Origin of the sequence: Pedobacter hiemivivus, from assembly GCF_005144565.1 — a bacterium.
Taxonomy (GTDB): domain Bacteria; phylum Bacteroidota; class Bacteroidia; order Sphingobacteriales; family Sphingobacteriaceae; genus Pedobacter; species Pedobacter hiemivivus.
The window spans coordinates 83,315-104,894 of record NZ_SWDX01000003.1; the positions used below are offsets into that span (position 1 = coordinate 83,315).

18 protein-coding genes are annotated in these 21,580 nt (G+C 43.2%); 4 read left to right on the forward strand and 14 right to left on the reverse strand.

Features of this window, described 5'->3' with window-relative positions:
* The first annotated feature begins 1 nt into the window (after nucleotide 1).
* Nucleotides 2-775, forward strand: a complete 774-nt coding sequence (locus FBD94_RS07515; RefSeq protein WP_136879740.1) for a response regulator transcription factor — start codon at nucleotides 2-4, stop codon at nucleotides 773-775.
* A gap of 45 nt (nucleotides 776-820) precedes the next feature.
* On the opposite strand, the gene FBD94_RS07520 is transcribed toward FBD94_RS07515, so the two are convergent.
* The 9 genes from FBD94_RS07520 to FBD94_RS07560 all read right to left on the reverse strand — a co-directional run bounded on the left by FBD94_RS07520 (nucleotide 821) and on the right by FBD94_RS07560 (nucleotide 14,242).
* Nucleotides 821-2,479 (reverse strand): glycoside hydrolase family 43 protein, encoded by a 1,659-nt coding sequence (locus tag FBD94_RS07520; protein WP_136879741.1) that lies wholly within the window; start codon nucleotides 2,477-2,479, stop codon nucleotides 821-823.
* Nucleotides 2,480-2,736: 257 nt separating this feature from the next.
* Nucleotides 2,737-4,029 carry a TlpA disulfide reductase family protein gene (locus tag FBD94_RS07525; protein WP_136879742.1) on the reverse strand — a complete coding sequence of 431 codons (1,293 nt, stop codon included), beginning with the start codon at nucleotides 4,027-4,029 and terminating at the stop codon, nucleotides 2,737-2,739.
* Nucleotides 4,030-4,041: 12 nt separating this feature from the next.
* A complete protein-coding gene (locus FBD94_RS07530) occupies nucleotides 4,042-5,082 on the reverse strand; it encodes a redoxin domain-containing protein (RefSeq protein WP_394347785.1) in 1,041 nt (346 codons plus the stop codon).
* An 84-nt stretch (nucleotides 5,083-5,166) separates the two neighbouring features.
* Entirely contained in the window at nucleotides 5,167-6,723 is a 1,557-nt protein-coding gene (locus FBD94_RS07535; protein WP_136879744.1) for a PKD-like family lipoprotein, read from the reverse strand.
* A 12-nt stretch (nucleotides 6,724-6,735) separates the two neighbouring features.
* A complete protein-coding gene (locus FBD94_RS07540) occupies nucleotides 6,736-7,449 on the reverse strand; it encodes a DUF4843 domain-containing protein (RefSeq protein ID WP_136879745.1) in 714 nt (237 codons plus the stop codon).
* Nucleotides 7,450-7,460: 11 nt separating this feature from the next.
* Entirely contained in the window at nucleotides 7,461-8,960 is a 1,500-nt protein-coding gene (locus FBD94_RS07545) for a RagB/SusD family nutrient uptake outer membrane protein (RefSeq protein WP_136879746.1), read from the reverse strand.
* A 12-nt stretch (nucleotides 8,961-8,972) separates the two neighbouring features.
* Complete coding sequence (locus FBD94_RS07550; RefSeq protein WP_136879747.1) at nucleotides 8,973-12,374, reverse strand: SusC/RagA family TonB-linked outer membrane protein; 3,402 nt, start codon at nucleotides 12,372-12,374, stop codon at nucleotides 8,973-8,975.
* Nucleotides 12,375-12,490: 116 nt separating this feature from the next.
* On the reverse strand, nucleotides 12,491-13,591 hold the full coding sequence (locus tag FBD94_RS07555) for a FecR family protein (RefSeq protein ID WP_131610490.1): 1,101 nt from the start codon (nucleotides 13,589-13,591) through the stop codon (nucleotides 12,491-12,493).
* 84 nt (nucleotides 13,592-13,675) lie between these two features.
* Nucleotides 13,676-14,242, reverse strand: coding sequence for an RNA polymerase sigma factor (locus FBD94_RS07560; RefSeq protein ID WP_136879748.1), 567 nt, complete (start codon nucleotides 14,240-14,242; stop codon nucleotides 13,676-13,678).
* Nucleotides 14,243-14,313: 71 nt separating this feature from the next.
* On the opposite strand from FBD94_RS07560, the gene FBD94_RS07565 reads away from it, so the two are divergent.
* The 3 genes from FBD94_RS07565 (at nucleotide 14,314) to mug (ending at nucleotide 16,232) form a co-directional block, all read left to right on the forward strand.
* Nucleotides 14,314-14,664: a VOC family protein gene (locus FBD94_RS07565; RefSeq protein ID WP_136879749.1), complete on the forward strand. Its 351-nt coding sequence runs from the start codon at nucleotides 14,314-14,316 to the stop codon at nucleotides 14,662-14,664.
* A gap of 106 nt (nucleotides 14,665-14,770) precedes the next feature.
* Nucleotides 14,771-15,730: an aldo/keto reductase gene (locus tag FBD94_RS07570; RefSeq protein WP_205945854.1), complete on the forward strand. Its 960-nt coding sequence runs from the start codon at nucleotides 14,771-14,773 to the stop codon at nucleotides 15,728-15,730.
* On the forward strand, nucleotides 15,720-16,232 hold the full coding sequence (gene mug, locus FBD94_RS07575; protein WP_136879750.1) for a G/U mismatch-specific DNA glycosylase: 513 nt from the start codon (nucleotides 15,720-15,722) through the stop codon (nucleotides 16,230-16,232). Before FBD94_RS07570 ends, mug begins: the two co-directional genes overlap by 11 nt.
* Here mug and FBD94_RS07580 read toward each other — a convergent pair.
* The 5 genes from FBD94_RS07580 to FBD94_RS07600 all read right to left on the reverse strand — a co-directional run bounded on the left by FBD94_RS07580 (nucleotide 16,222) and on the right by FBD94_RS07600 (nucleotide 21,579).
* Nucleotides 16,222-17,814 carry an MFS transporter gene (locus FBD94_RS07580; RefSeq protein ID WP_136879751.1) on the reverse strand — a complete coding sequence of 531 codons (1,593 nt, stop codon included), beginning with the start codon at nucleotides 17,812-17,814 and terminating at the stop codon, nucleotides 16,222-16,224. The genes mug and FBD94_RS07580 overlap by 11 nt on opposite strands.
* On the reverse strand, nucleotides 17,811-18,860 hold the full coding sequence (locus FBD94_RS07585; protein ID WP_136879752.1) for an HlyD family secretion protein: 1,050 nt from the start codon (nucleotides 18,858-18,860) through the stop codon (nucleotides 17,811-17,813). Before FBD94_RS07585 ends, FBD94_RS07580 begins: the two co-directional genes overlap by 4 nt.
* 16 nt (nucleotides 18,861-18,876) lie before the next feature.
* Nucleotides 18,877-20,238 carry a TolC family protein gene (locus FBD94_RS07590; protein ID WP_205945855.1) on the reverse strand — a complete coding sequence of 454 codons (1,362 nt, stop codon included), beginning with the start codon at nucleotides 20,236-20,238 and terminating at the stop codon, nucleotides 18,877-18,879.
* 107 nt (nucleotides 20,239-20,345) lie between these two features.
* Nucleotides 20,346-21,209 carry a helix-turn-helix domain-containing protein gene (locus FBD94_RS07595; protein WP_136879753.1) on the reverse strand — a complete coding sequence of 288 codons (864 nt, stop codon included), beginning with the start codon at nucleotides 21,207-21,209 and terminating at the stop codon, nucleotides 20,346-20,348.
* Nucleotide 21,210: 1 nt separating this feature from the next.
* Nucleotides 21,211-21,579, reverse strand: coding sequence for a winged helix-turn-helix transcriptional regulator (locus FBD94_RS07600; protein ID WP_136879754.1), 369 nt, complete (start codon nucleotides 21,577-21,579; stop codon nucleotides 21,211-21,213).
* Between the last annotated feature and the right edge of the window lies 1 nt (nucleotide 21,580).

Genomic DNA, 21,580 nt, shown 5'->3' on the forward strand with positions numbered 1-21,580 from the left:
TATGATCGATAGCATTCTAATTATAGATGACAATGAGGATATTTTAGAATTTTTATCAGAAGTTCTGGAGGACACCTATAAATTGCATCTGGCCGAAAATGGCGAAATTGCGCAAGATATCTTAAATGCTGAGGTCGTTGACCTGATCATATCAGACATCATGATGCCTGGGATAGATGGTTTCGAGGTTTGTCGGCTAGTTAAATCAAACGTTGAATATTGCCATATCCCAGTAGTGCTATTGACCGCTAAAAACACCTATCAGGCCCACATTGAGAGCCTGGAAGTTGGTGCCGACCTTTATATCCAAAAACCGTTTTCTCCTGAGTTATTACAGCTCCAAATCGCTAACCTGCTAAAAAATCGCTTACATATAAAAACTCATTTTGCGAGCTCACCCTTTGAAGATGTCCGTGTAATGGCACATTCAAAAACAGATGAAGCCTTTCTGAAAAAATTGGACGAATACATCCGTAAAAACATTAAAGATCCAAATATTGATATTGATCAGCTTGCTGAACATATGCACATGAGTCGCCCTACGTTTTATCGCAAAATAAAGTCGCTCTCCTCATTGTCACCAAAGGAACTGATTGACATTACCCGCCTTAAAAAAGCGACACGACTAATGGCGCAAAATGAATTTACCTTGTTCGAGATCGCTAAAACAGTAGGTTATAGCAGCCAGAGTCTCTTTAATAAGAATTTCCAAAAGTATTTTAATGTCACTCCTTTGGAATATATCAACTCCTTGACTAAAGACGTAAGCCTTTAAAAATGATCGATGTACAAATCCCTGTTCCTTCTACAGGTAGGTAGCTTATTTGGCACCGTCGATTCGTCTCAGTTCGCCACCCTCGGATTCATTATTCTTTAGTTCAAAACTTTTAAAAACTCCTTTTTCAGAAGGCTTACCTTTAACCACAATACCAGCCCTGTAGCCCATCCCCCAGGGGACATATTTGGCTGCGTCAAATTGCAAGGTGTAAAACTTCAGCCAATCTGATTCCCCATTTTTGTAAAACAGGTCGATTAACTTTCCTCCTTTGCTAATTTTCATTTTTAGTTTTATGGAGCCCGACAATGACTCATTTGCTTGCTTGAGCACAGTATACTTTCCTTCTAAGTTACTAAAAACAGTATATCCTTGTTTGGAAGCTGTAATACCAATTCCCCCCAACTCACCCGGCCACTTACTTTTCAGTATAGCGCCCCCTAAACAGATTCCTGTATTTGCGGCGCTAGTTTCAACTTCTGCAATGATGTCAAAATCTACAGTTTTAATGTATTGCCCCAGAAAAGTACCCAGCTCATGATTATCCTTTGAGGCAGTCAGGTTCAGTCCGCTTTCAAAAGTCATTGCTGGCCTTTGCAGTTTAGACGGCCATTGCCAAACCAGATTTAGCTTTTTATCCTTTTGAAAATCTTCAAAAAAATCGAGCTCTGCTTTTGGACGGTTGGCAACTATTGCATTATGAAGCACTGGCCATCCGTCTGCACCCTGCTTTAATTCTTCTATGATACCTTCACGACCAACAAAAACATCGTAGTTTTGATTAAAGGCATGATAGAGCATAAATAGTCTGTTGTCGGAGGATTGAACCACAGTACCATGACCAGGACACCTCCACTTATCATTGCTTACCATTATCGGGTTTTTATCATATTTCTCCCAGGTTCCATTCTCCAGACTTTTGGTTCTTGCAATTCCTGTTTTGTAATTACAGCGGGCATCGCAGCAGCCACCAACCGCATAAAGACTATAGATGTAATCTCCCATTCTGAAAAAGCAGGCGCCTTCTACCAAGGCTGTTTCCCATGGCTGGCTATTGGTATAAGCCTTCCTTTTCTGACCTAATAACTTTGTACGGCTTTCATTAATTTCCTGCATCCATATCCAACTTTCTTTTCCGCAACCGTTGCCATCGTTTTTCCAGAAGGCATAAATCTTCCCATTGTCCTGCAATTCAAACGCATCTATAGCACCGCAATCGTCTTCTATGATCACAGGACCATTATCGCTAAATTTTCCGGTTTCAATTTGATCCGCATCTATCCAGGCAATACCACATTGCAGGCCGGGATTCCCTTTTACTTCACGGTTATGCGCAGAATAATAAACATAAATCCGGTCTTGTTTCGCATCATAAGCCAGTTCTGATGCCCAGAAATTATTTTCTCCCCATTGGTTCTTCATATCTTTGAAGCCATCAGGGAATACGTGATTGACCAATTTCCAATCTTTGAGATTGGTAGATTTATAGATGGTGAAGTAGGGTGCCCATTCGTTTGTGGTAGAGGTAGCATAATACACCTTCCCTACCCTTATGATGGAAGGATCAGGATTATCTCCGGGTAAAGCTGGGTTGAAAAAAGGTGTATTAACAGGGATACTTGTTGTTTTTGAGGCGTCCTTTTTATTAAGGCCACAGGAAAATAGTGTTAAACAAAGTAATAGATATAGTAGTCTGGTGTTCATAATTGTTGATGAAGCGTTAAACGCTGCTTTTTGTGATTACTCTTGGGAATTGAAGTAAGGCAATAAATACAGCAAATTTTATTCATCTTTTTGTCGAATTGTCTCAATTAACCCATTGTACAATTGCAACAATACAAACTGCACTAAGGTCTCGACGGTAGCATCGTGTTTACCCCGAATATCGAGGTAAACACGATGAAAATCGTTGCGATTTGAATCTTAGAAAATTTCGAATTGATAAACACCGGCATAAATCCTCATCGTCCTTGCGCGAGGATATCAATCATCGCAACCAATTCGGCGACGGCAGCATCTTCAGCTCCGATAAACCCAGTAAGTTTAAACCTGATCTTACCACTACCGTCAATCACAAACTTGGCCGGGATACTAGATACATTATAAGCCCCTGCTACCTTGGGTTTATCAGTAGCACTATCTTTAGTATCAAATAATACAGAGAATCTGTATTTATTTTTCTCCAGGAATGATCTGACCAGTGTTTCATGATTTGCGGCAGTTTCATAGGTATCTATAAACAGGAACTTAACATTAGGATTTTTCTCATACAAATTAGCAGCACGCTGCATGGCGGGAAATGAGCGTATACAAGGGCCACACCAGGTAGCCCAAAAATCAAGGACTACTATTTTTCCTTTCAGATCGGCTAAAGAAACTACTTTTCCGTCCAGGTCTTTTAAGCTGAATGCCGCGGCGGGTTCAGAGATGATCTCCTTAGCAACGCGAGCCCTGATTTTTTCCACCATGGCTTTTTTAAGACCATCCAGATAAGCCTGGTATCCCTTCTCCCCTTTGTTGGTCCCGACATAGACTGCTTTTAAAGCTTCCAGTATTTTAACATCTGCAAGACCTTCTTTTACAGCGGTCTCTAGCTGAAGCCTGCTCTCCTCCTTTTTCCCCCTCAGCTTCAAGACATTGGCGTAGGTCAGGTAAAAAGCAGCATTCTTCATCTTACTGTACTTATCTGCCTCTTTCATATATTTCAGGGACTCGTCATATTTTCCAGCTTTGTACATCAGCTCTGCATAAGTAGTTGCATAACCGGGATATCCTGTCGCCGCAAATTGTGCCTGGTTATCGTTAGGAGCAGGATTTAAAAAAGGAGAGGAACTATCCAGGGCCTGACGGATCAGAATACCGGCTCGAGCCGTATCACCTTGTTTCAACAGCTCGTAAGCAATTCCAGCCATCCCTTCCCCACGCCAGAAGGGAGTTTCCATCTGATTCGCATATTCAACCGCCTTGTCAAATTGTTTCACTTTAGCGAATCCTCTGCCAATGCCCGAACGCACATAATCGTAAGGGATGCGTATCCCTGGAAAGTTTTCGGGCGGATATTTAGCAATCCAGGCTTTAAACCTTTTTTCTTTTTCAAAAGGGTCATCCCCTTTAAAAATCGCATCTACAGCAGCGCTGCGCTGCTTAATTAGACTATCTGTTGCTGCATTTTGTGTTTGCGCTGTAGCCTGCTGTTTTGTTGATACCAGCAGCATAACTGCAAACATCAAAATTCCTATATTTTTTAATTTCATTTGAGTTTTTACTTATTTGAATAATTCTTTCAATTTGTTTTCCAATGCCTCTCCCCTGAGGTCTTTAGCGATGATCTTACCCGAAGCATCTATCAGAAAGCTGGTTGGTACGGACTTAATGCCATAAGCAATGGCGAGTTCATTTTTCCAGCCCTTAAGGTCAGAAACATGCTGCCAGGTCAATTTATCCGAGGCTATTGCTTTCAGCCAATTTTGTTTTTTATCATCCAGGGAAACACCCACAATTTCAAAGCCTTGATTATGGTAAGCAGCATAGGCCTTTACCAGGTTCGGGTTTTCCTTTCTACAGGGGCCGCACCAACTGGCCCAGAAATCAACCAGCACCACCTTTCCTTTCAATGATGACAGTTTAAACAGCTTTCCAGCTGTGTCGGGCTGAATGAAATCGGGCCTTTTCCCGATACTGGTCTTCGAATTTATCGCTACCGATCTGCCCAATGCAATGCCATAAGGGCTTTTTTTCGCCTGATCTGTAAGCATACCATAGTACAATTCTGCCTTATCAGGATAAGGATATACAACAAAACGGCTGTCGATCACCCAGGGAGTTACCGGTGATGCAGGAAATTTTTTAACGAAAGCATCCACACTGTCCACCATAATCCTATCCCAGTCTTTCAGCTTGTCCATGTAAAAAGGCTGATCTCCCTTCGCCTTTCCTATACTGTCCAACTTCTTAAAAATGGTACCCGCATAGAGATGCAGATGGTCCCACATACTACTCCATGCCTGCCATGCAGGTTGATGTATACTTCCTGCTATTTTCACCGACTTCAGATTATCGAGCGCTCCTTTTACCGTTATTTTTTCATTAGGGGCAGCAAAGAAGCTGAGGTATTTACCTGCCGGAAAGGAAAGATTGTACAAGAGCGGCCCTTTTGCTATACTTTTAAATTGCAGGATGTCATTTTGTGCATTCAGGGAATCAAATTTAGCGCCTTCCGGATTTGCCTGGCGAATCATCACCTTTCCGTTTCCGAGCCCTTTAATCTCAATATTCAGTTCTATTTTATCATTTTGTGCTAAAGCAATCCCTTAGGTAAAGACCATAAGGGTGACCAGGAACAATTTCAGGTAGTTCCGTTGATTAATTCTATTCATATTTTTCTTTTTTTATTACCTCGCTTTATATTGGATATCTACAATATTTTTAAACCCTGCATAGCTGGCTGAATATTCACTGATGCCCTCTACATTTGCGCCAGACATGGCGATAGGGAACAAATACAGTTTTCCCTGTGTACCATCCCATGTGGCTACCCCAATCGTAAATCCGGCCGCGCCGACCGGGCGGACACACCTTACTTGTACGACCTGCTCATTTCCGGAAAACGTATGTTGTAATTTGGTGGTATTCGAAGAAGGCTCGTAACGGTATACTTTGTTTCCGGCACCATAAAACATATGCTGGGAAATAAACGAAGTTGATACCGAAGTCATGTTCTGAATGTCAGGAGCATCCATTTTTCTTTTCACAAGCGTAAGCGAAGGACTTGCGATGGAATAAGTGGTTCTGATCTGCATAAAATACCTATCATTCAGGTCATCTTTCATGACCATATTGTATTGGTAAGTCATGCCACCGGCATCCATATGCAACATCTCCATGCCCACATTGTTCATGTCGAACAAGGTACTTTTATTTGCAGGAAGTGCGATCAATGCGGTAATTGGAGAAATCCCTGCAAAGAATCTTTTGTTGAGTTGATCATATACCAATTCCTGATAGTATTGTGCGCTGGTATTGGTAATCGGTGTAGTTAGTGCTGACCTACCATTTGCTACAAATGGGGCCAATTTATAATTTAAGCCCACTTCTGGAGCTACCAATTGACCCGCCCATTTTTTTGAACCGGGAAATCCACCGGTAACACTGATGTGTAGCTTACCATCATTGATAATGGAGCCTATAAAACCACCTGCCAAAGAATACCAGTTCATATACGTAGGTTTAATCACTGCCGGAGGGCTAAAGAAGAGAGACTTATAATCATAGGTCTTTGTTAAGGTCAGATAATCCAGCTCAGTAGCGGCATTTTCTGTCATAAAATAGATTTTCCTCCTATTTGGAGAAATTCCGTCATCGATTGCCACTGAAGACATTTCGGTTCTGATCGCCTTATCTTTTAGTGGTCCGTTAATGGTAGAGTAAAGATTATGGACCACCCGGCCGTCTGGAAGCAACATAGAGAAATCGGCACCATCAGGACCATCTTCAGTAATGATCCAACCCTCCACCAGGTCATTCACTACGGTCACCGTATATTGTTTAAACCGGCTTATACCTGTCGTTTTATCTGTCACCTTATAATTGATCAGGTAACTTTTTCCGAGGGCAAATGGAAATCCAACAGGCATTTTAAGGTTCCGTTGTTTAGAAATTTCGCTTATGGGCGCATTGATCGCGGCCCCTGATTCATAACTGGTCCAGAGAAACTCCAGGTTTGCCTCCTCGTTAAGCTCAGTCTGAGAGATCTGGGGATTCAAACGAAGGGTATCGCCAATCTTAACACTTATCGCAGCAGTAACCGAAGTATCACGCAAGGATATTTCATTGATAGCGTGATACTCAAATTCAGAAGCATACTTTCTGCAGGCAGCAAGGCTCAGGATCATCAAGATTGAAAAAACCTGGAACCATTTAGTTTTATATATGGATTGAATATTCTTCATGATTATAATTATTTAAGGGAAAGTAACTGCCAGTCCATTTTCATCTAACATGGGACCATGTAGTTTTTCATAATTGTACAATGCAAATTTGACATCGGTTACATAATTGGCCCGCTCTCCATCACCGATAAGGCCTGTCCAAATCTTCCTCCCGGTAACCTCGATGAGGAACCTAAACTTAACGACCGAAAAATTCCCGAAAGTCTTGGCCAGACTGCTTTCCCAGTTCGAGGGTTTTAGAATCTGGTCATCAATATTGATCTTGTATTCAAGTCGGGTCTTCACATAAGCGATATCCCCATATCCTGGTTTAAAATCTTTGGATTCAGCGACCTTGAAATTCAGCGAAATAATACTATCCTTCATACCTGGTCTGCGAAACAAATATACCGGGATCCTGGTCTGGAACATATTGGCAGGCATCACCAATGGTCCCAAAGCATAATGGTAGCCCGCTTTAGCTGTCGAGCTACCAACAACATCTAACTTAATCTCCCTATCGGCCGGTGTCGAATTACCCATAATGCGCATCGTCAGATAAACGGTATCAGTAACAATCTCTACAGGCCTGATGCCGAAAGAATAATTGACACTATCGGGATCAACAATAAATTTTGTGAAATAAACGGCTGGTGCTTCTTCAAACATCAGTCTTTTTTCCTTGCAACCGTTCAGGCTTAACAGCGAAGAGAACAGCGCTAGTATGATATATATATTTATTTTCATGAGTTAGATTTTTACTTGCCGAATTCTATTTCAGCAACAGGTAATGGGAATACATACTTTGCCTGAGTCATTGCTGCAGCATCGGGACTGTTAGGTATTTGGGCTGTGTTTTTTCTTTTATAGTAAAACCACAATTGTCCTTCAGCAAAGAATTCTTTTCTATACTCCTTAAAGAGTTCGTTCTGGAATTCTGCAGGCGTTGGTGGATTGATTGCCGGCAGGAACCTCGCGACCCTAACTCCATTCAAATAACCCAATGCGAGCTGACTGTCCGATTCTGCCTCTGCTGCGATGTAATACATTTCAGAAAGACGGATTGCAGGTACGCGCGACTGACGCACACTGACCGTATTTGCACTTACGTGGTATTTCTTACTATAAACAGCGGCTGGGTTTTCTTTGTCCCAGAAAGGGACAGCTGCGTCCGGGCCGCGGAGATCAGATGAATAACCGACATTAGTCACTTCATATAGCGCAGTCAGTTTTGGAAGTGTCGTAAAAAGATCCTGTTCTTCACCCGTGACACCTCCATTAGATTTAAACAACTGATCTGAAGCTGTTCTTAAATTTTTCACGTATACCGAAAAAATATGCTCAGGAGTAAAGGTCATATCGGAAACCGTAGATTCAGGATCATTATTGAGCTGTGTCCTTTCGATGAACCTGAAGCTGGGGGCTGCGATCACTTCCTTTGCATATTTCAGTGCCTGCACCTTATCGCCCTTGTACAGGTACAAACGGGCAAGTGTAGCCTTAGCGGCCCAATAGTTCAGGTGGTTCTGTCTGAAAGCCAGAAAAAGATTTGAAGAGGTACTACCTTGATTACCGGCAATCTGGTCAATATTTGGATACACAGACAGCAATTGTTCTGCCTCCTTTAAGTCGGCCTCGCATTTTTCAAAAACAGCCGCCATCGTCAACCGATCTTGCGGTTTTACCTGGTAAGCACTCATATAGGGGATTGCGATCTTATTCGCATTCGCACCATCCAAATAGGCTGGAGCAAACATTCTCAGCAGGTCAAAATGTAAGAACGCGCGCATCCCCAGGGCCTCCCCTTTAACAATCGAGTAGGCTTGTGTAGACAATACATCACGTCTTTTATCTACGTTAGCAAGGATATAATTGCATTGTGCAATCGCAGCGTAACTATTTGCCCAAATGCGGTCAATAATTGTACTTGCAGGATAGGTGGCTACTCCAGGTGTGTAATTGTACCTGGTAATCTGGCTGTAATATTCTGCTGTTGATGTTTTACTTTCATAACGCTGGGCAAGAATGTCCAGTAAGCCGTAAGCGAGCTGCCCTCCATACAGGCTTTCGTCTGATACTTTCTGATAAATTCCGAAAAGGGCATCAACAAACCCTTCCTGGGTCGAGAACTGTTCGCTTTCCTTCAGTTGGATTTTAGGGCTCACATCGAGCCATTTTTTGCAGGAAGAGCAACACAATACCATCCCCGTTAGACAAACAAGGAAGTACTGACTATATTTTTTAAGATCTGGTTTCATATCAGTATAGGTTTAGAATGAAGTCTGTAATTGTAGCGAATACGTCTGGCTGAAAGGATAGTCGAGTCCTCTTTCCCTTTTAATAGATGACAGGGTAAATATATTGGCTGTAAAGAAGGACAGCTTTGTATTGTTCAGGTGCATCTTTTTGTTCCATTTATCAGAAAAGCGATAGTATACGGAAAGACTCTCCAGGTTCAGCAGGTTATCATTCTGCACAAAACGGGAAGAAGACAGGGTCTGCGTATTAGAAACACCGCCGGCATTCACTATACCTTTAAAGAAAGCCACATCGCCCGGTTTCCTCCAGCGCTCTTCCAATACCCTTCTGTCCACATTTCCGCCTACTACGTTTACATTCTCTACCCGATCGATGAGTGTTTGGTTATAGGCCTGTCCCCCGATACGAAAGCGCAGGTAAACATTCATTCCGATGCCTTTTACCTCGAGGTTAGAGCTGATGCTACCTTCCAGGTCTGCCTGCTTGTTGCCCACTACTACCTTTTGCAGGGGGTCGTAGGTATTGGTATAACCTCCATCTCTATTACGAAATATCTCCAAGCCAGTAGAAGGATCAATTCCGTAAGATTTCAAAGCCCAGATAGCGGTTAATGACTGCCCTTCAGAATAGATGGTGACAGGAGTAGAAGATCTTACCGATTCGTTACGCCTGTTGATCTGTTTGATATTATCCGAGACCTTATCTACCCTACGGTTTACACTAAATGTCCTTAAAGCCACCGACCAATAATCTCTGGAAGCTGGTTTGGAAATAATCCTATAGGAAGCATTCAGTTCCCAGCCTTTTCCTGTCAGATCACCCACGTTCTCACTATAACTGAGGAAGCCTACAGAAGGTGGTGTAGAAATAGAGGCCAGACTTCCGATGGTTTTTTCGATGAAATAATTACCGAACAGGTCCAGTCTTTTAAAGAGCGTAAGCTCAATCCCAAGGTTGTGTTTGTTCGTAATCTGCCATTTCAGGTCAGGATTTCCATATCCCAGTAGAGAAGTACTAACCAAGCCATTGTACTCCTTATCGGTATAGTAGCTTGAAGTAGAAATCCCCAGAAATGAATTGAAATTCTGTGAACCCGTACTTCCGTAAGAGTACCTTAACTTAAGCCGGTCTACAGCTGATATTTTTTTCATAAAAGTTTCCTGATGGACATTCCAGCCAAAACCTGTAGACCAAAAGGGGGCAAAACGTTCATTGGTTCCGAATTGCGAGGAGCCATCCAGTTTGTATGAAAAGTCAAACAGGTAACGACTGTCATAGGAGTAACTCAAATTGGCCAGCAGCCCAGACATGCGGGTGATATTTTCTGTGCCACTGGGTTTACTCCCCACCGGATAGCTGTTTCCCAAAACGATCTGGTCCAGTCTTGAATTCGGGAAGCCCTGCACACGGTAAGACTGAACATCGAATTTTCTTTCGATGATGTTGGCGTTAAGCGTTGAAAAGAACAGGTGCTTGCCAATACTTTTGTTAATATCCGCAGAAATGGATCCTTGAAGGTTCGTGTTTTTTCCATACCCCTTGGTATAGCTTCCCTTTTCAAAAGTCGGTGTATTGAGGAAAGAAGTATGTTGGGCCGGAAGGAACTGATCGGACTCATCATTTTGCCTTCCTACCGATAATTGCGACGACAGCCGCAGCCAGCGGTTAGCCTGGTATTTTGCGGAGAAATTATTGGTAAATGAAACGTACTGATTATGGTCGACCACATTGAGTGAAGGATTAAACAATGGGTTCGCAGGGCTCGCCACAGAAGTAAGATTCAGGACCCCACCGGTACTATTGAGTACCCGTTCCAATTCCTGTTTCAGATGGCCTTCTGCATCATAAGGAGTTAAATAGGGATTCATCCTCACGTATTGGGAGAAAGAACCATATGCAGAATTACTGGCCTTGTTCAGACTTACAGTAAAATCATTCTTAAACTGAAGTTTGTTGACCCGATAGGCAATATAGGAATTTGCGCTCCCATTTACCCGGTCTGATCCTTTCATAACACCTAGGGTATTGTTGATAGAAGCACCAATACCGTAGGTGACGCCGTTTGAGCCAGATTCCAGAAACAGGTTATGGCGCTGATTGTAGGAATTTCTTAGTGGAATAGCCATCCAATCTGTATTTACCCCCTTGTTAATTTCTGAAAGTCTATGGTTATAATAGTACTGAAGATCCTGATTGGTGGCATTACTTGAAGAATTATACACACCGATTGACCTTTCCAGTTCAAGTTTCTCTCTTGCATTTAGCAGATTATAATCAGAGAGATCAGGAGTTTCAAAGGTAAAGTTGGCGTTGTAATTTACGGTCAACTGACCGCCCTTCGGACGTATGGTTTCAATAACAACTACCCCATTAGCCGCACGTGAACCATAAATGGCAGTAGCTGGAGCATCTTTCAGGATGTCTACTCTTGCAATCCTGGTCACGTCCAGGTCAACCACTCTTTGTAATGTAGTTTCAAACCCATCCAGAATAAATAAGGGGGCATTAAGCCCTGCGTTATAATTAAACAGGTTGGTTGCCGGCGTACTGTTTAAGTCAGGCAAACTATTTCCTCCCCGTATAGAAACATTAGGCAATACATTGGGATTAGAACCGGCATTGATATTTTCTGTCAGCTGAAATGAGGGATCAAGTGCCCTTAAAGCAGTAATTATATTGTTGTTTGATACTTTAGCAATATCCTCAGCCGTAAAAGAAGAAGCGGCGCCAGTATAAGTCTCTGCTGGACGCTCAAATAAACCTGTAACCACCACGTCTTTCAACGACTGTGCAGCTTCTTTTAGTTTTACAATGATACGGGTAGTCGCCTGGGTAATAGCAACTTCTTGTCTTTCATAGCCGATATAAGATATGATGAGTTTATCCCCGGTATTGGCCATGATCCTGAAATTGCCACCCTGATCGGTAAAAGTGACTGCTTTCTTATTTTTAATGCTTACCGTAGCCCCGGTGATCTTCTGCGCAGTTTTGGCATCGGTTACTGTTCCTGAAATGACGGTATCAGCTTTGAGGGTTCGCGGCAGTATCTCCTCTCCTTTTAACTTGATCACAACAATCATGTTATCGATGGAAAAGCTTAAGGGTCGGCCCGTCAAACATTGCTGTAAAGCCTGTTCGATGGTCCCATTGGTAATGGTCAAACTCACCTTATCATAATTGCTGATGAGGTCTTTATTATAAAAGAAACCGTAACCACTCTGTACTTTGATCTTTTTCAGAATACTCTTCAGCGGTACGTTTTTTTCATTAATTGATATTCTTTGCGCATAGGTTATAGCGCTGGTCTGCAGAATCGTTGTAAAAAGAATAACGACTATTAATTTCATAATGAGCAGGAATTTAGTGGCATAGCCTGGCGGGTTACCTAATTTCTTGGTAAAAATTTTATACATTTGAAATGGTTGGTTTTGGTTGATAATCTATTCTAAAACGGTATGTCCTGATTCCAATCATCTGCCGGGTGTGTTAGACGCATACCCGGCTCTATTAAAATCAATCTGGTTAGTATCTATCTAATCAAAGTGACCCTCCTTCCTTCTATTTTAAATTTCAAATTACCTGTTGATTCGAGCATTTTTAAGATGTCAGACAGTTTCTTTTTTCTCGAGAATTCCCCATCAAAATGTCCTGCATTATTCAATTTTTCCGGATAGATCACTTCTACGTCGTACCAGCGGGCGATCTTGCGCATCACGCTTTGCATGTCGTCGCCACTAAAAACGAACTCGCCGTTTTTCCATGCCGTTTCCGCATCCCCATCTACCGTTACAATGCTAAGCGTACCGGCATTCAATACAGACTGCTGCCCTGGGGCCAGTACTCGTCCATTTACCTGTACACGGCCTTCCAGCAACGTGGTTTTTGTTACCGGCTCATCTGTATAACTGTTCACATTGAAATGTGTTCCTGTCACTTCCACTTCCTGCCCTTTACTAATAACCTTAAAAGGAACATCTTTATTTTTAGCAACCTCAAAATACCCTTCACCATCAATCTCTACCCTCCGTTCTTTTAGATTTTTAAAGGAAGCCGGAAATTTTAATCGGGTAGCGGCATTAAGCCAAACATGGCTGCCATCCGGAAGGGTTACCTCATATTCTCCCCCTTTAGGGGTTTCTACGGTATTGTAGACTGGCTCAGCAGCTTCTGCCCCATCGCGACTGTAAACGAGCTGACCATCCGCTTCCTTGCTGATCATCACGCCAGATTGGTCGGCAATCTGACCTTTTACGGCAGTATTTAATGATACCTTAGTCCCGTCTGAGAGTGTCAGGATTGCCTTGCTACTGCCAGCAACAATGTCATTCCCTGCAACTGCGGTACTGCGGGTATGCTGATCAAAGTAAAAGAATAATCCTACGGATAGTGCGAGCACTATTGAAGCTGCAACCGCTATTCTAAGCCATAAAACAGGTCGGCGCGGGATAAGAGGTGCTTCCAATCTTGCCCAGATCCTGTCTGTCGCATCCTGAACCTGATTCGGTGCCAACTCAAACCTGCTATCTATACCATATTGGATATACCAGGTTTCAAGTGCCGCAATTTCTTCAGGCGTACATTCCTCCTTCTCAAACTTTAACAGTAGTGCTGTGATGTCTTTTTCTTTCATAAACAAGCCCAGTAAGATGCGCTGTAATTAAAAGACTCAGAAGTCAGACTTTGGGGGTAAAAAAAAATGAATTATTTTTATAAACTAATAAAAAAGGACGGACAACAGCTTTATTTTAACCCGGAGTATCTTCAGCGAGTGCTGAATGTGCTTTCTCACGGTTTGTTCAGAAATCTCCAGCTGTTCGGCAATCTCGCGGTGAGAAAGGTTTGATTTACGGCTCAGTTCAAATACTTCGCGCATTTTTCTGGGTAAGCAGCTGATCTCTTTCTCGATCAGCATCGACAGTAGGTTTTGACGTACAAGATGATCCGCATTGCTCTCCGTTTCATCCATAGCATCTGGCAGGGAGGCTCTGTAGTTATCATCCCGTTTCCGATTGGACATCATTTTAAAAATTCTATTCCGAAGCGCCGAATACAGGTAGTATCTAAATTCTTTATGGATCACTATCGTTTCCCTTCTGGCCCATAATACGGCAAAAAGATCATGAATAACATCTTCTGCCTCATCGTTATCTTTCAACATACGACAGGCATGAACATAAAGAATCCCCTTATATCGGTCATAAATTTCCGAATAGGCATTTCTATCACCCGTTTTTACAAGATCAAACAAAAATTCATCAGAATATGCAGCAAATGCACCCATAAATTCCCCTAATTCACCAAATATAGAATTAATGCCAGAACCCACCCAAACTAAATTATTTATCTTTAGACATGAAAGTTAAAAGAATTGTAAGCGATGTCTTTACGCCCGATTTGAATGCAGCTGATGTTTTCTACAGAGATATTCTGAATCTTGACCTATTGATGGATCATGGCTGGATTCGTACCTATGGATCGTCCGAATTAATGACTGTGCAACTTAGTTTTGCAAGTGAAGGCGGATCAGGCACTGCTGTCCCTGACCTTTCCATTGAGGTCGATGATGTAAATGAAGCATGGGAAAAGTTTACCAACGCAGGCTTTGGCATTGAATATGGGCCTGTAGACGAACCTTGGGGTGTAAGGAGATTTTATGTTAGGGATCCTTTTGGAAAACTAATCAATATCCTCAGCCACCTGTAATCTACTGGAAACCTATCCAGGCTATTTCGACCAACACTGAAGCAATTCTGTCTACTTTTAATTGTTCCCTAATCGGAAATTTAGGCAATTATAAATTTTAGAACATATGAGATATGACATTGTTAAGAATATTAAAAATAGCCTACAAATGAATCAAACAAATATGAGCAGCGGTATGCCAAGCCTCGGGTTTGGAACGTTGATTCCCGACGCAGCTACAACGATAAGTGCAACCAGGGACGCGCTGGAAGCCGGATTTAGGCATTTCGACTGTGCCGAACGATACGGGAACGAGCGAGAGGTCGGCGAAGCACTACAGTCTGGACTTGCAGCTGGCGGCATTACCCGTGAAGAAATCTTTGTGACCACAAAGTTGTGGAATACCAATCATCGTCCGGAACGCGTAGAAGCGGCATTCGAAGCGAGCCTGCAGAGACTCCAGCTTGACTACATCGATCTGTACCTCATCCACACTCCGTTTGCGTTTCAAGCGGGAGAAGATCAGGATCCTAGGGACGAAAAAGGCAATGTGATCTACGACAAAGGCGTGACTTTGCTCGATACCTGGAAGGCGATGGAATCTCTGGTGGACAGTGGCAAATGCCGGGCTATCGGCCTGTCGGATATCAGTTTGAAGGAACTGTTGCCAATCTATGAATCAGCGAGAATCAAGCCAGCGGTAGTCCAGGTCGAAGCACATCCATATCTGCCCGAAACCGAACTTCTGGAATTCTGCAAAGAGAAGGGGATTGTTTTTTTGGCTTTCGCACCATTGGGCCACGGAATAAGGCCCGGATTGCTCGAAGATCCGGTTATTTTGAAGATTGCCTCATCTGTAGGAAAGACACCAGCACAGGTGCTATTAGCCTGGGCGATCCAACGTGGCACAGCTTTGCTCACTACACCCAAAACTCCAGCACGCGCAAGAGAAAATTTTGACATATCTCCCCTGCCGGAAGACGCTTTTGATGAAATCAACCGTATTCAAACCAGGCAGAGATTTAATGGAGTAGTGAAGACTGGTGTCCCAGGTTTCATCCCAAACAATATCAGCGATGTTAACTGACCTCATTGACAAAGACCTAAGAATAATTTTTTGTGGAATTAACCCTGGACTAAAATCTGCATGGGAGGGGCATCATTTTTCCGGACGGGGTAACCGTTTTTGGAAGGCCCTTCACCAAGCTGGCTTCACCCCCTACGAAATCGAACCTATAAACGATGCAAGCATCCTCAATTTTGGGTATGGCCTGACTACAGCAGTAGATAGGGCAACAGCCCGCGCAGATGAACTTTCTAAAGCCGAGTTTGAAACTGCGGTTGAAGCCTTTAAAAATAAAATAGATTATTACCAGCCAGAATATATCGCCTTCCTTGGCAAAGCTGCCTATATCGCCTTTTCTGGAAAAAAACAGGTTCCATGGGGCCCCCAGGAGGAAAAATTCTGTGGGGCATCTGTCTGGATATTGCCTAACCCAAGTGGGCTAAACCGTGGATTCAGACTTAATGATCTTGTAATTCACTACAATGAGTTATACCGGAAATTTCCTAAATTGGCTAAAGACTAGCGGCAAAGCTCCTTTTTGCCCAGGTATATGTTTTTGACACAGCGGGAACAAGAATGATCAGCAGCGCAATACAGATTAATATTAGACCAAAGAACATAAACACCGCACGGTTGGTCAGCAACTGAGCTTGTTGGGTTACATTCTGCCATATCGCTGAATTCGCCAGAGCTGATGACTGATCGGCAGTGAATCCTTTCGAAGCATATAATCCCTGATAAAAATTCAACCGCGCCATCATGTTCTGGTTTTCCGGGGTTAAATAACCAAGAAATCCTTCCTTGAATTTCTGGTTAAAGTACAACTGCAGATTATAAAATCCGGCAAAAGAATTCAGGGTCGCGGTAAAGCGGGTGCAGGCAGCAATGATCAGGCCGCTTGCACCAGTATCCGCCGAAACTGAAGACAGTACATATATCATCAGGGGGACGAACAATACCCCAGAGGCAGCACCCTGCATAAATACAGGAACAAACAGCTCTGCGAAAGACAGGTCCTGTGTCAGAAAAAAACACATCCATAGGTTAACTGCCCCCATCAATCCAAATCCAATCGCAAAAAGCACTTTAAATTTAACCTTGTTGGCAAGCAGCAGACGGATGGAAATAACCAGCAGGCCCACCATTCCAACAAGATTACACAATCCCAGCTCAATTACCTCAAGTGTACTCCATTTGAGCACCCCTCCTGCATAGTTATAGATCAGGTTCACACTATCCTTACTCCCATAGTAAACCGCTAAAAGACAAATCCCGACCATAAAACTGCGCGATCTGAACACCTTAAGATGCAGCACTGATCTTTTGACCATACGCTGTCTGTACAAAAACATACAGGCCCCGATTGCAGCAACCAACATACTGTAACATATGCGCCTATCAGCGAACCAATAATACTTCGAACCATACAGAATCGTGTACGCCAGCGCCAGGGCAGTACAAGCGAATATTACCATTCCGCTCCAATCAATCTGATAGAGCGGATAAGGCTTATGCCCCGATGACCGTTTCAGCATCAGCAAGACAATCACCAACATCACCAGTTGGAACATAATCAGGTAATAATAGCTTACTTTCCAGTCCGCAGATTCCACCACCAGGCCTGCAACCAAGCCAATCAATACCGTATTACTCAATATCGTTCCATAAAATACCGCAGGAGCAATAGTTTTCACGCGTTCTGCGGGTACCCTGGTAAAGATCAGGAGCAATGTAAATACAAGGACGTTCCCTGTTAAAATACCCTGGAAAAACCTGATCACTAAAAACAGGTGGATATCCTTACAATGGATACAAAGTGCGTTTAGCATTATGGCTAGCATCAGGTTGACCAATAAATAACCTCGGGCCTGAAAATACCTGAAAAAACGGAACTGCAACGGTATCACCGTAATGATACCTGCATAAGTCGACATCACCGCAAAGGAAATATCCTCCGGCTGGGCGCCAAGATAACCAACCATATAATTCTGGGTCAGTACAAACATGCCCAGTTGTGATAGCGAGGAGAGCAACAAAAGGAACAACGCAATGCGTACCCCCCAATGCCAATCTGTTATCCAATCTTTAAAATAAACAGGCTTCATGATTGTGGTCTTTTTTTAACAGCAACATTTACGTTCATACCAGGGATTACTTTCCCTGCCCCACCATCCTCAAACCCGATTTTTACGGGGACCCGTTGGATAATCTTAACGAAATTTCCCGTGGAATTGTCAGGAGGCAAAAGTGTGAAGCGAGAACCGGTAGAACCCGCGATAGCTATGATCCGACCTTTAAATACCCTACCGTCTATCGCATCCACCCTTATCTCGACCGGCTGTCCGATGTACATCCCCCCCACCTGGGTTTCCTTATAGTTCGCTGTAATCCATTTTTCCCCTTCGTTTATAATACTCACCAATGGCTGCCCACTCTGTATCTGCTGACCTGCCATGATGGTTTTTCGTCCGAGTCTGCCAGTATAAGGCGCTCGGATAACTGTATAAGACAAATTAAGCCTTGCCAGTTCCAGTGCAGCCTGTTTTCGCTTAATATCAGCCTGTAGAAGTGCGAAATGTGTTTTAAGTTCTGCAATCCGTGCATGACTCGTCCTGAGTCCGTTTTGCGCTCCGCTATAATCGCTTTCTGCTATATCGTAACGTGCTTTGGCCTGTTCAAGATCAGCACCTGTTGCGGCTTCTTCTTTTACTAGATTAACATACCTCCTGATGTCTTGCTCTTGTTGCACGTATCTCGCCTTTGCAGCCTTAATCTGGTCCCGATTGACATGTGTACCTGTTTCGGCCGAACTGATGCCTGCACTAAGTACGGTCAGCTGAGCCTGCGCGTCCTCCATTGCTGCCTCAGCAGCCTGGAGCTGGGCGCGATACTCCCTATCATCCAAAACAACCAGTGTATCGCCCTTTTTAACTACCTGATGCTCGTTAAAGCGTATCTGCTGAATATATCCCCCCGCCCTGGCCGAAATCGGATTGATATACGACTCGACCTGCGCATCGTTCGTTTCTTCATAGCCATTGCTATATTGCCAATACCTAAAAAAATATACTGCGCCCGCAAGGATCAGTACGATCCCCACAACCGTGATCACAATATTTACCGGATGAACTTTATGATTCTCTTTTTTCATTTTTTTAATTGTTTATTTATAAATGCCCAGTGGTATAAAGGATGTGGTAATAAATAGCGAGCGCGTCAGTTTGCGCCTTCACCAGATTGAATCTGGATTCCTGATAGAGATTATCCGCATCCAGCAGATCCGTTAACAGTGACAACTGATTTAGATACTTGGTATTTACGATCTTGTAATTGGTTTTTGCCTGCACTACTGAGTGTTCATTGACCGAAATCCTCCTGAGCGCCTCAGCATACTTGATATAATAAGCCTTTATCTCCGTCCGCACATTGTCACTATAGGCCTCCTGCCGAAGTTCAAGTTCTTTTACCCTCAGTCTGTCCGCCGTCACCTTACTTTTGTTATGGTATATTGACGAGATACTGTACTGCACCTTCAGTCCAACAAAACCGATCGAATAGGCCTGATCTACGGCTGGAGAGAAAAGATAGTTCGGGTAATTCAACCCATAAGCCGCATAAAGCCCAAGGCTTGGCAAATTACCGCTTTGTGTTCCCTTAAGTCTTGCTTTCTGTCGTTCAACACTTTCAATTGCTTTTTGAACGACATAAGACGAAGCCTCTCCTGTTGCCACAAGTGGCAGTATGGAAGCCATTTCGGGTTTGGGCATCGCAGCCGAATCAGCAGGCAGGATCACCACTGAATCCGGCACATTTATCAAAACATCGAATTTCTGGTTGGTAATTGCAATATCGTTTTCATTCTGCTCGAGAGCAAGTTCAACGTTGGACAAAGCCACTTCCGCACGCAGTACGTCGCTTCTTGTCACTTTCTGATTTCTGTAAAGTGAATTGATGTTGCTTAGTCTCGTCTGGGCGCGTTTAAGCTGATCAAGGATGAATTTTTGCAGTTCATTCAGCCTGAGCAGGTCCAGGTATTGGTTAGCAGTCTGCAAAGCAATATTTCCGGACTCCTCTCTTGTATTTAACCTGGCAAGGTTCAAGCGTGAATCCAATTCGCGCTCCAACGCCCGTTGCTTACCGCCGCTATAAATATTAAATAAAGCGTCGACACCTAAAGCGGCACTGTTGGCTGTAGGTTTCCTTGGCCCCGTAGAGGAGTGGCCAAGCCCTTCTGTAAAAAGCGTCAGTCCCGAGAAACGCTGATAGGAACCACTGGCATTAACCGTTGGCAGCGCGTTATGGTATCCATCTTTACGATCTTCAGCTGCAGCATCCTCTCCGATATTGGCAGCCAATACCCATTTGTTCTGGCTTTTCGCAAACTGTACGGCTTCAGTGAGGCTAAGTTTGTAGCCATAGCTTCCCCGCGCCTGGGCTATTCCATTTATTGGATTTAATAAAAAAATAGTCAGTGATAAAACGGCAAATGTTAAAAACATCCTTTTGCCGTCATAAGCATATTTATACATGGCTCATTGTCTTTTAATTAGACAAATTTCCTATAAAATATGCGGTTGTGTTCGGTCAGATTACCTCAATAATAGTCGAAATAGCGTAATTCCTCATCAGAAGGAGTTCAGCTAAACTGTTTCCGGTATTCAACCGGGGACATCCCCGAGTTTGCTCGGAAAAACTTACCAAAAACGGACGGTTCTGAAAAGTTCAGCATACCGCTGATCTGCGATACTGTGAGTGTTTTGTTTTGCAGCAAAACCTTAGCTTCCAGCATAACTGCATCATCAATCCATTTCCCCGCAGGTCTTCCGGTCTGCTTTTTTATAGCAGCTGAAAGAGACTTGGGCAATAGATAAAGCTGACTGGCATAAAAATCAAGCTTATGTTCGCGCATATAGTTCTTGCTCAGTAATTGCCTGAATTTTGTAAATAAAAGATGACCTTTTAAGGAAGCTGCTGCATCCGGGATATGCATCCGGTAATAGGCGTCAATCTCGTAGACCAGTGCAAAAATGTAACTCCTGACAAGTTCCTCGATATGAAAGCCGCCTGCTGCTTGTGTTAACTGGATGAGCTCAAATATTTTATTGATCTTAATAAAGCTGGAGTCTTTCAGCGGTAAGACAATCCGATCGCTGTTATCAAAAAAATCGTACTTAAAAAGGAAAAACAGATCCGCATAGCGCTCCATTAAAAACTTGTCCTTAAAGAATATAACATCCATTTTCAACAGGTCGCTGCGCTTACTGAAATAGCGGATAACAGATGGCCCCAGGGTAATTACTGCTGGTGCATCTACATCCCATGAGGAGAGGCCGACATTCAACCGCACGCCACCTTCTTTAATGTAAGCGATGGCATAGCTTTCAGCCCTGTAGGGCTCTTCATGATAGGGATGGTCACCAGAGCTTATAAAAAGATATTCCCTACTATTGTCCGGTACAGAGAATAGCCGGCTGTGCCTTGAAAGCGAAAAGGTCTTCATACTATCTGAGGCTTTTGATCTTATCCCGGTGCTTCATTCCCCATTCAACTAAAGTGCGTAAAACTTCATCAAGTGAATCGCTGTAATTGGTAAGCTCATATTCTATGACTACAGGGGTTAGCGGATAAACGTTCCTCTTTACAAAACCATTCATTTCCAACTCTTTTAATTCATTGGATAATACCTTGGCCGAAATACCAGTTATTGTCCTTTGAAGATCATTAAAGCGTTTGCTTCCACCCTCTCGTAGAGCGATGATAACTTTTAGTTTCCATTTACCGCCAATTACATATAGAGCATCTTCCAATGCAACAAGACTGGCATTACATTGTTGTTCAGTAATTTTTGTTTCCGGTTGAATAAAATCCATA

Coding starts and splice junctions, on each gene's coding strand:
- FBD94_RS07595 (WP_136879753.1), bottom strand. CDS start 21,209: ATGAAGACCTTTTCGCTTTCAAGGCACAGCCGGCTATTCTCTGTACCG.
- FBD94_RS07585 (WP_136879752.1), bottom strand. CDS start 18,860: ATGAAAAAAGAGAATCATAAAGTTCATCCGGTAAATATTGTGATCACG.
- FBD94_RS07555 (WP_131610490.1), bottom strand. CDS start 13,591: ATGAAAGAAAAAGACATCACAGCACTACTGTTAAAGTTTGAGAAGGAG.
- FBD94_RS07560 (WP_136879748.1), bottom strand. CDS start 14,242: ATGGGTGCATTTGCTGCATATTCTGATGAATTTTTGTTTGATCTTGTA.
- FBD94_RS07600 (WP_136879754.1), bottom strand. CDS start 21,579: ATGGATTTTATTCAACCGGAAACAAAAATTACTGAACAACAATGTAAT.
- FBD94_RS07570 (WP_205945854.1), top strand. CDS start 14,771: ATGAGATATGACATTGTTAAGAATATTAAAAATAGCCTACAAATGAAT.
- FBD94_RS07565 (WP_136879749.1), top strand. CDS start 14,314: ATGAAAGTTAAAAGAATTGTAAGCGATGTCTTTACGCCCGATTTGAAT.
- FBD94_RS07520 (WP_136879741.1), bottom strand. CDS start 2,479: ATGAACACCAGACTACTATATCTATTACTTTGTTTAACACTATTTTCC.
- mug (WP_136879750.1), top strand. CDS start 15,720: ATGTTAACTGACCTCATTGACAAAGACCTAAGAATAATTTTTTGTGGA.
- FBD94_RS07590 (WP_205945855.1), bottom strand. CDS start 20,238: ATGTATAAATATGCTTATGACGGCAAAAGGATGTTTTTAACATTTGCC.
- FBD94_RS07580 (WP_136879751.1), bottom strand. CDS start 17,814: ATGAAGCCTGTTTATTTTAAAGATTGGATAACAGATTGGCATTGGGGG.
- FBD94_RS07525 (WP_136879742.1), bottom strand. CDS start 4,029: ATGAAATTAAAAAATATAGGAATTTTGATGTTTGCAGTTATGCTGCTG.
- FBD94_RS07540 (WP_136879745.1), bottom strand. CDS start 7,449: ATGAAAATAAATATATATATCATACTAGCGCTGTTCTCTTCGCTGTTA.
- FBD94_RS07515 (WP_136879740.1), top strand. CDS start 2: ATGATCGATAGCATTCTAATTATAGATGACAATGAGGATATTTTAGAA.
- FBD94_RS07535 (WP_136879744.1), bottom strand. CDS start 6,723: ATGAAGAATATTCAATCCATATATAAAACTAAATGGTTCCAGGTTTTT.
- FBD94_RS07545 (WP_136879746.1), bottom strand. CDS start 8,960: ATGAAACCAGATCTTAAAAAATATAGTCAGTACTTCCTTGTTTGTCTA.
- FBD94_RS07550 (WP_136879747.1), bottom strand. CDS start 12,374: ATGTATAAAATTTTTACCAAGAAATTAGGTAACCCGCCAGGCTATGCC.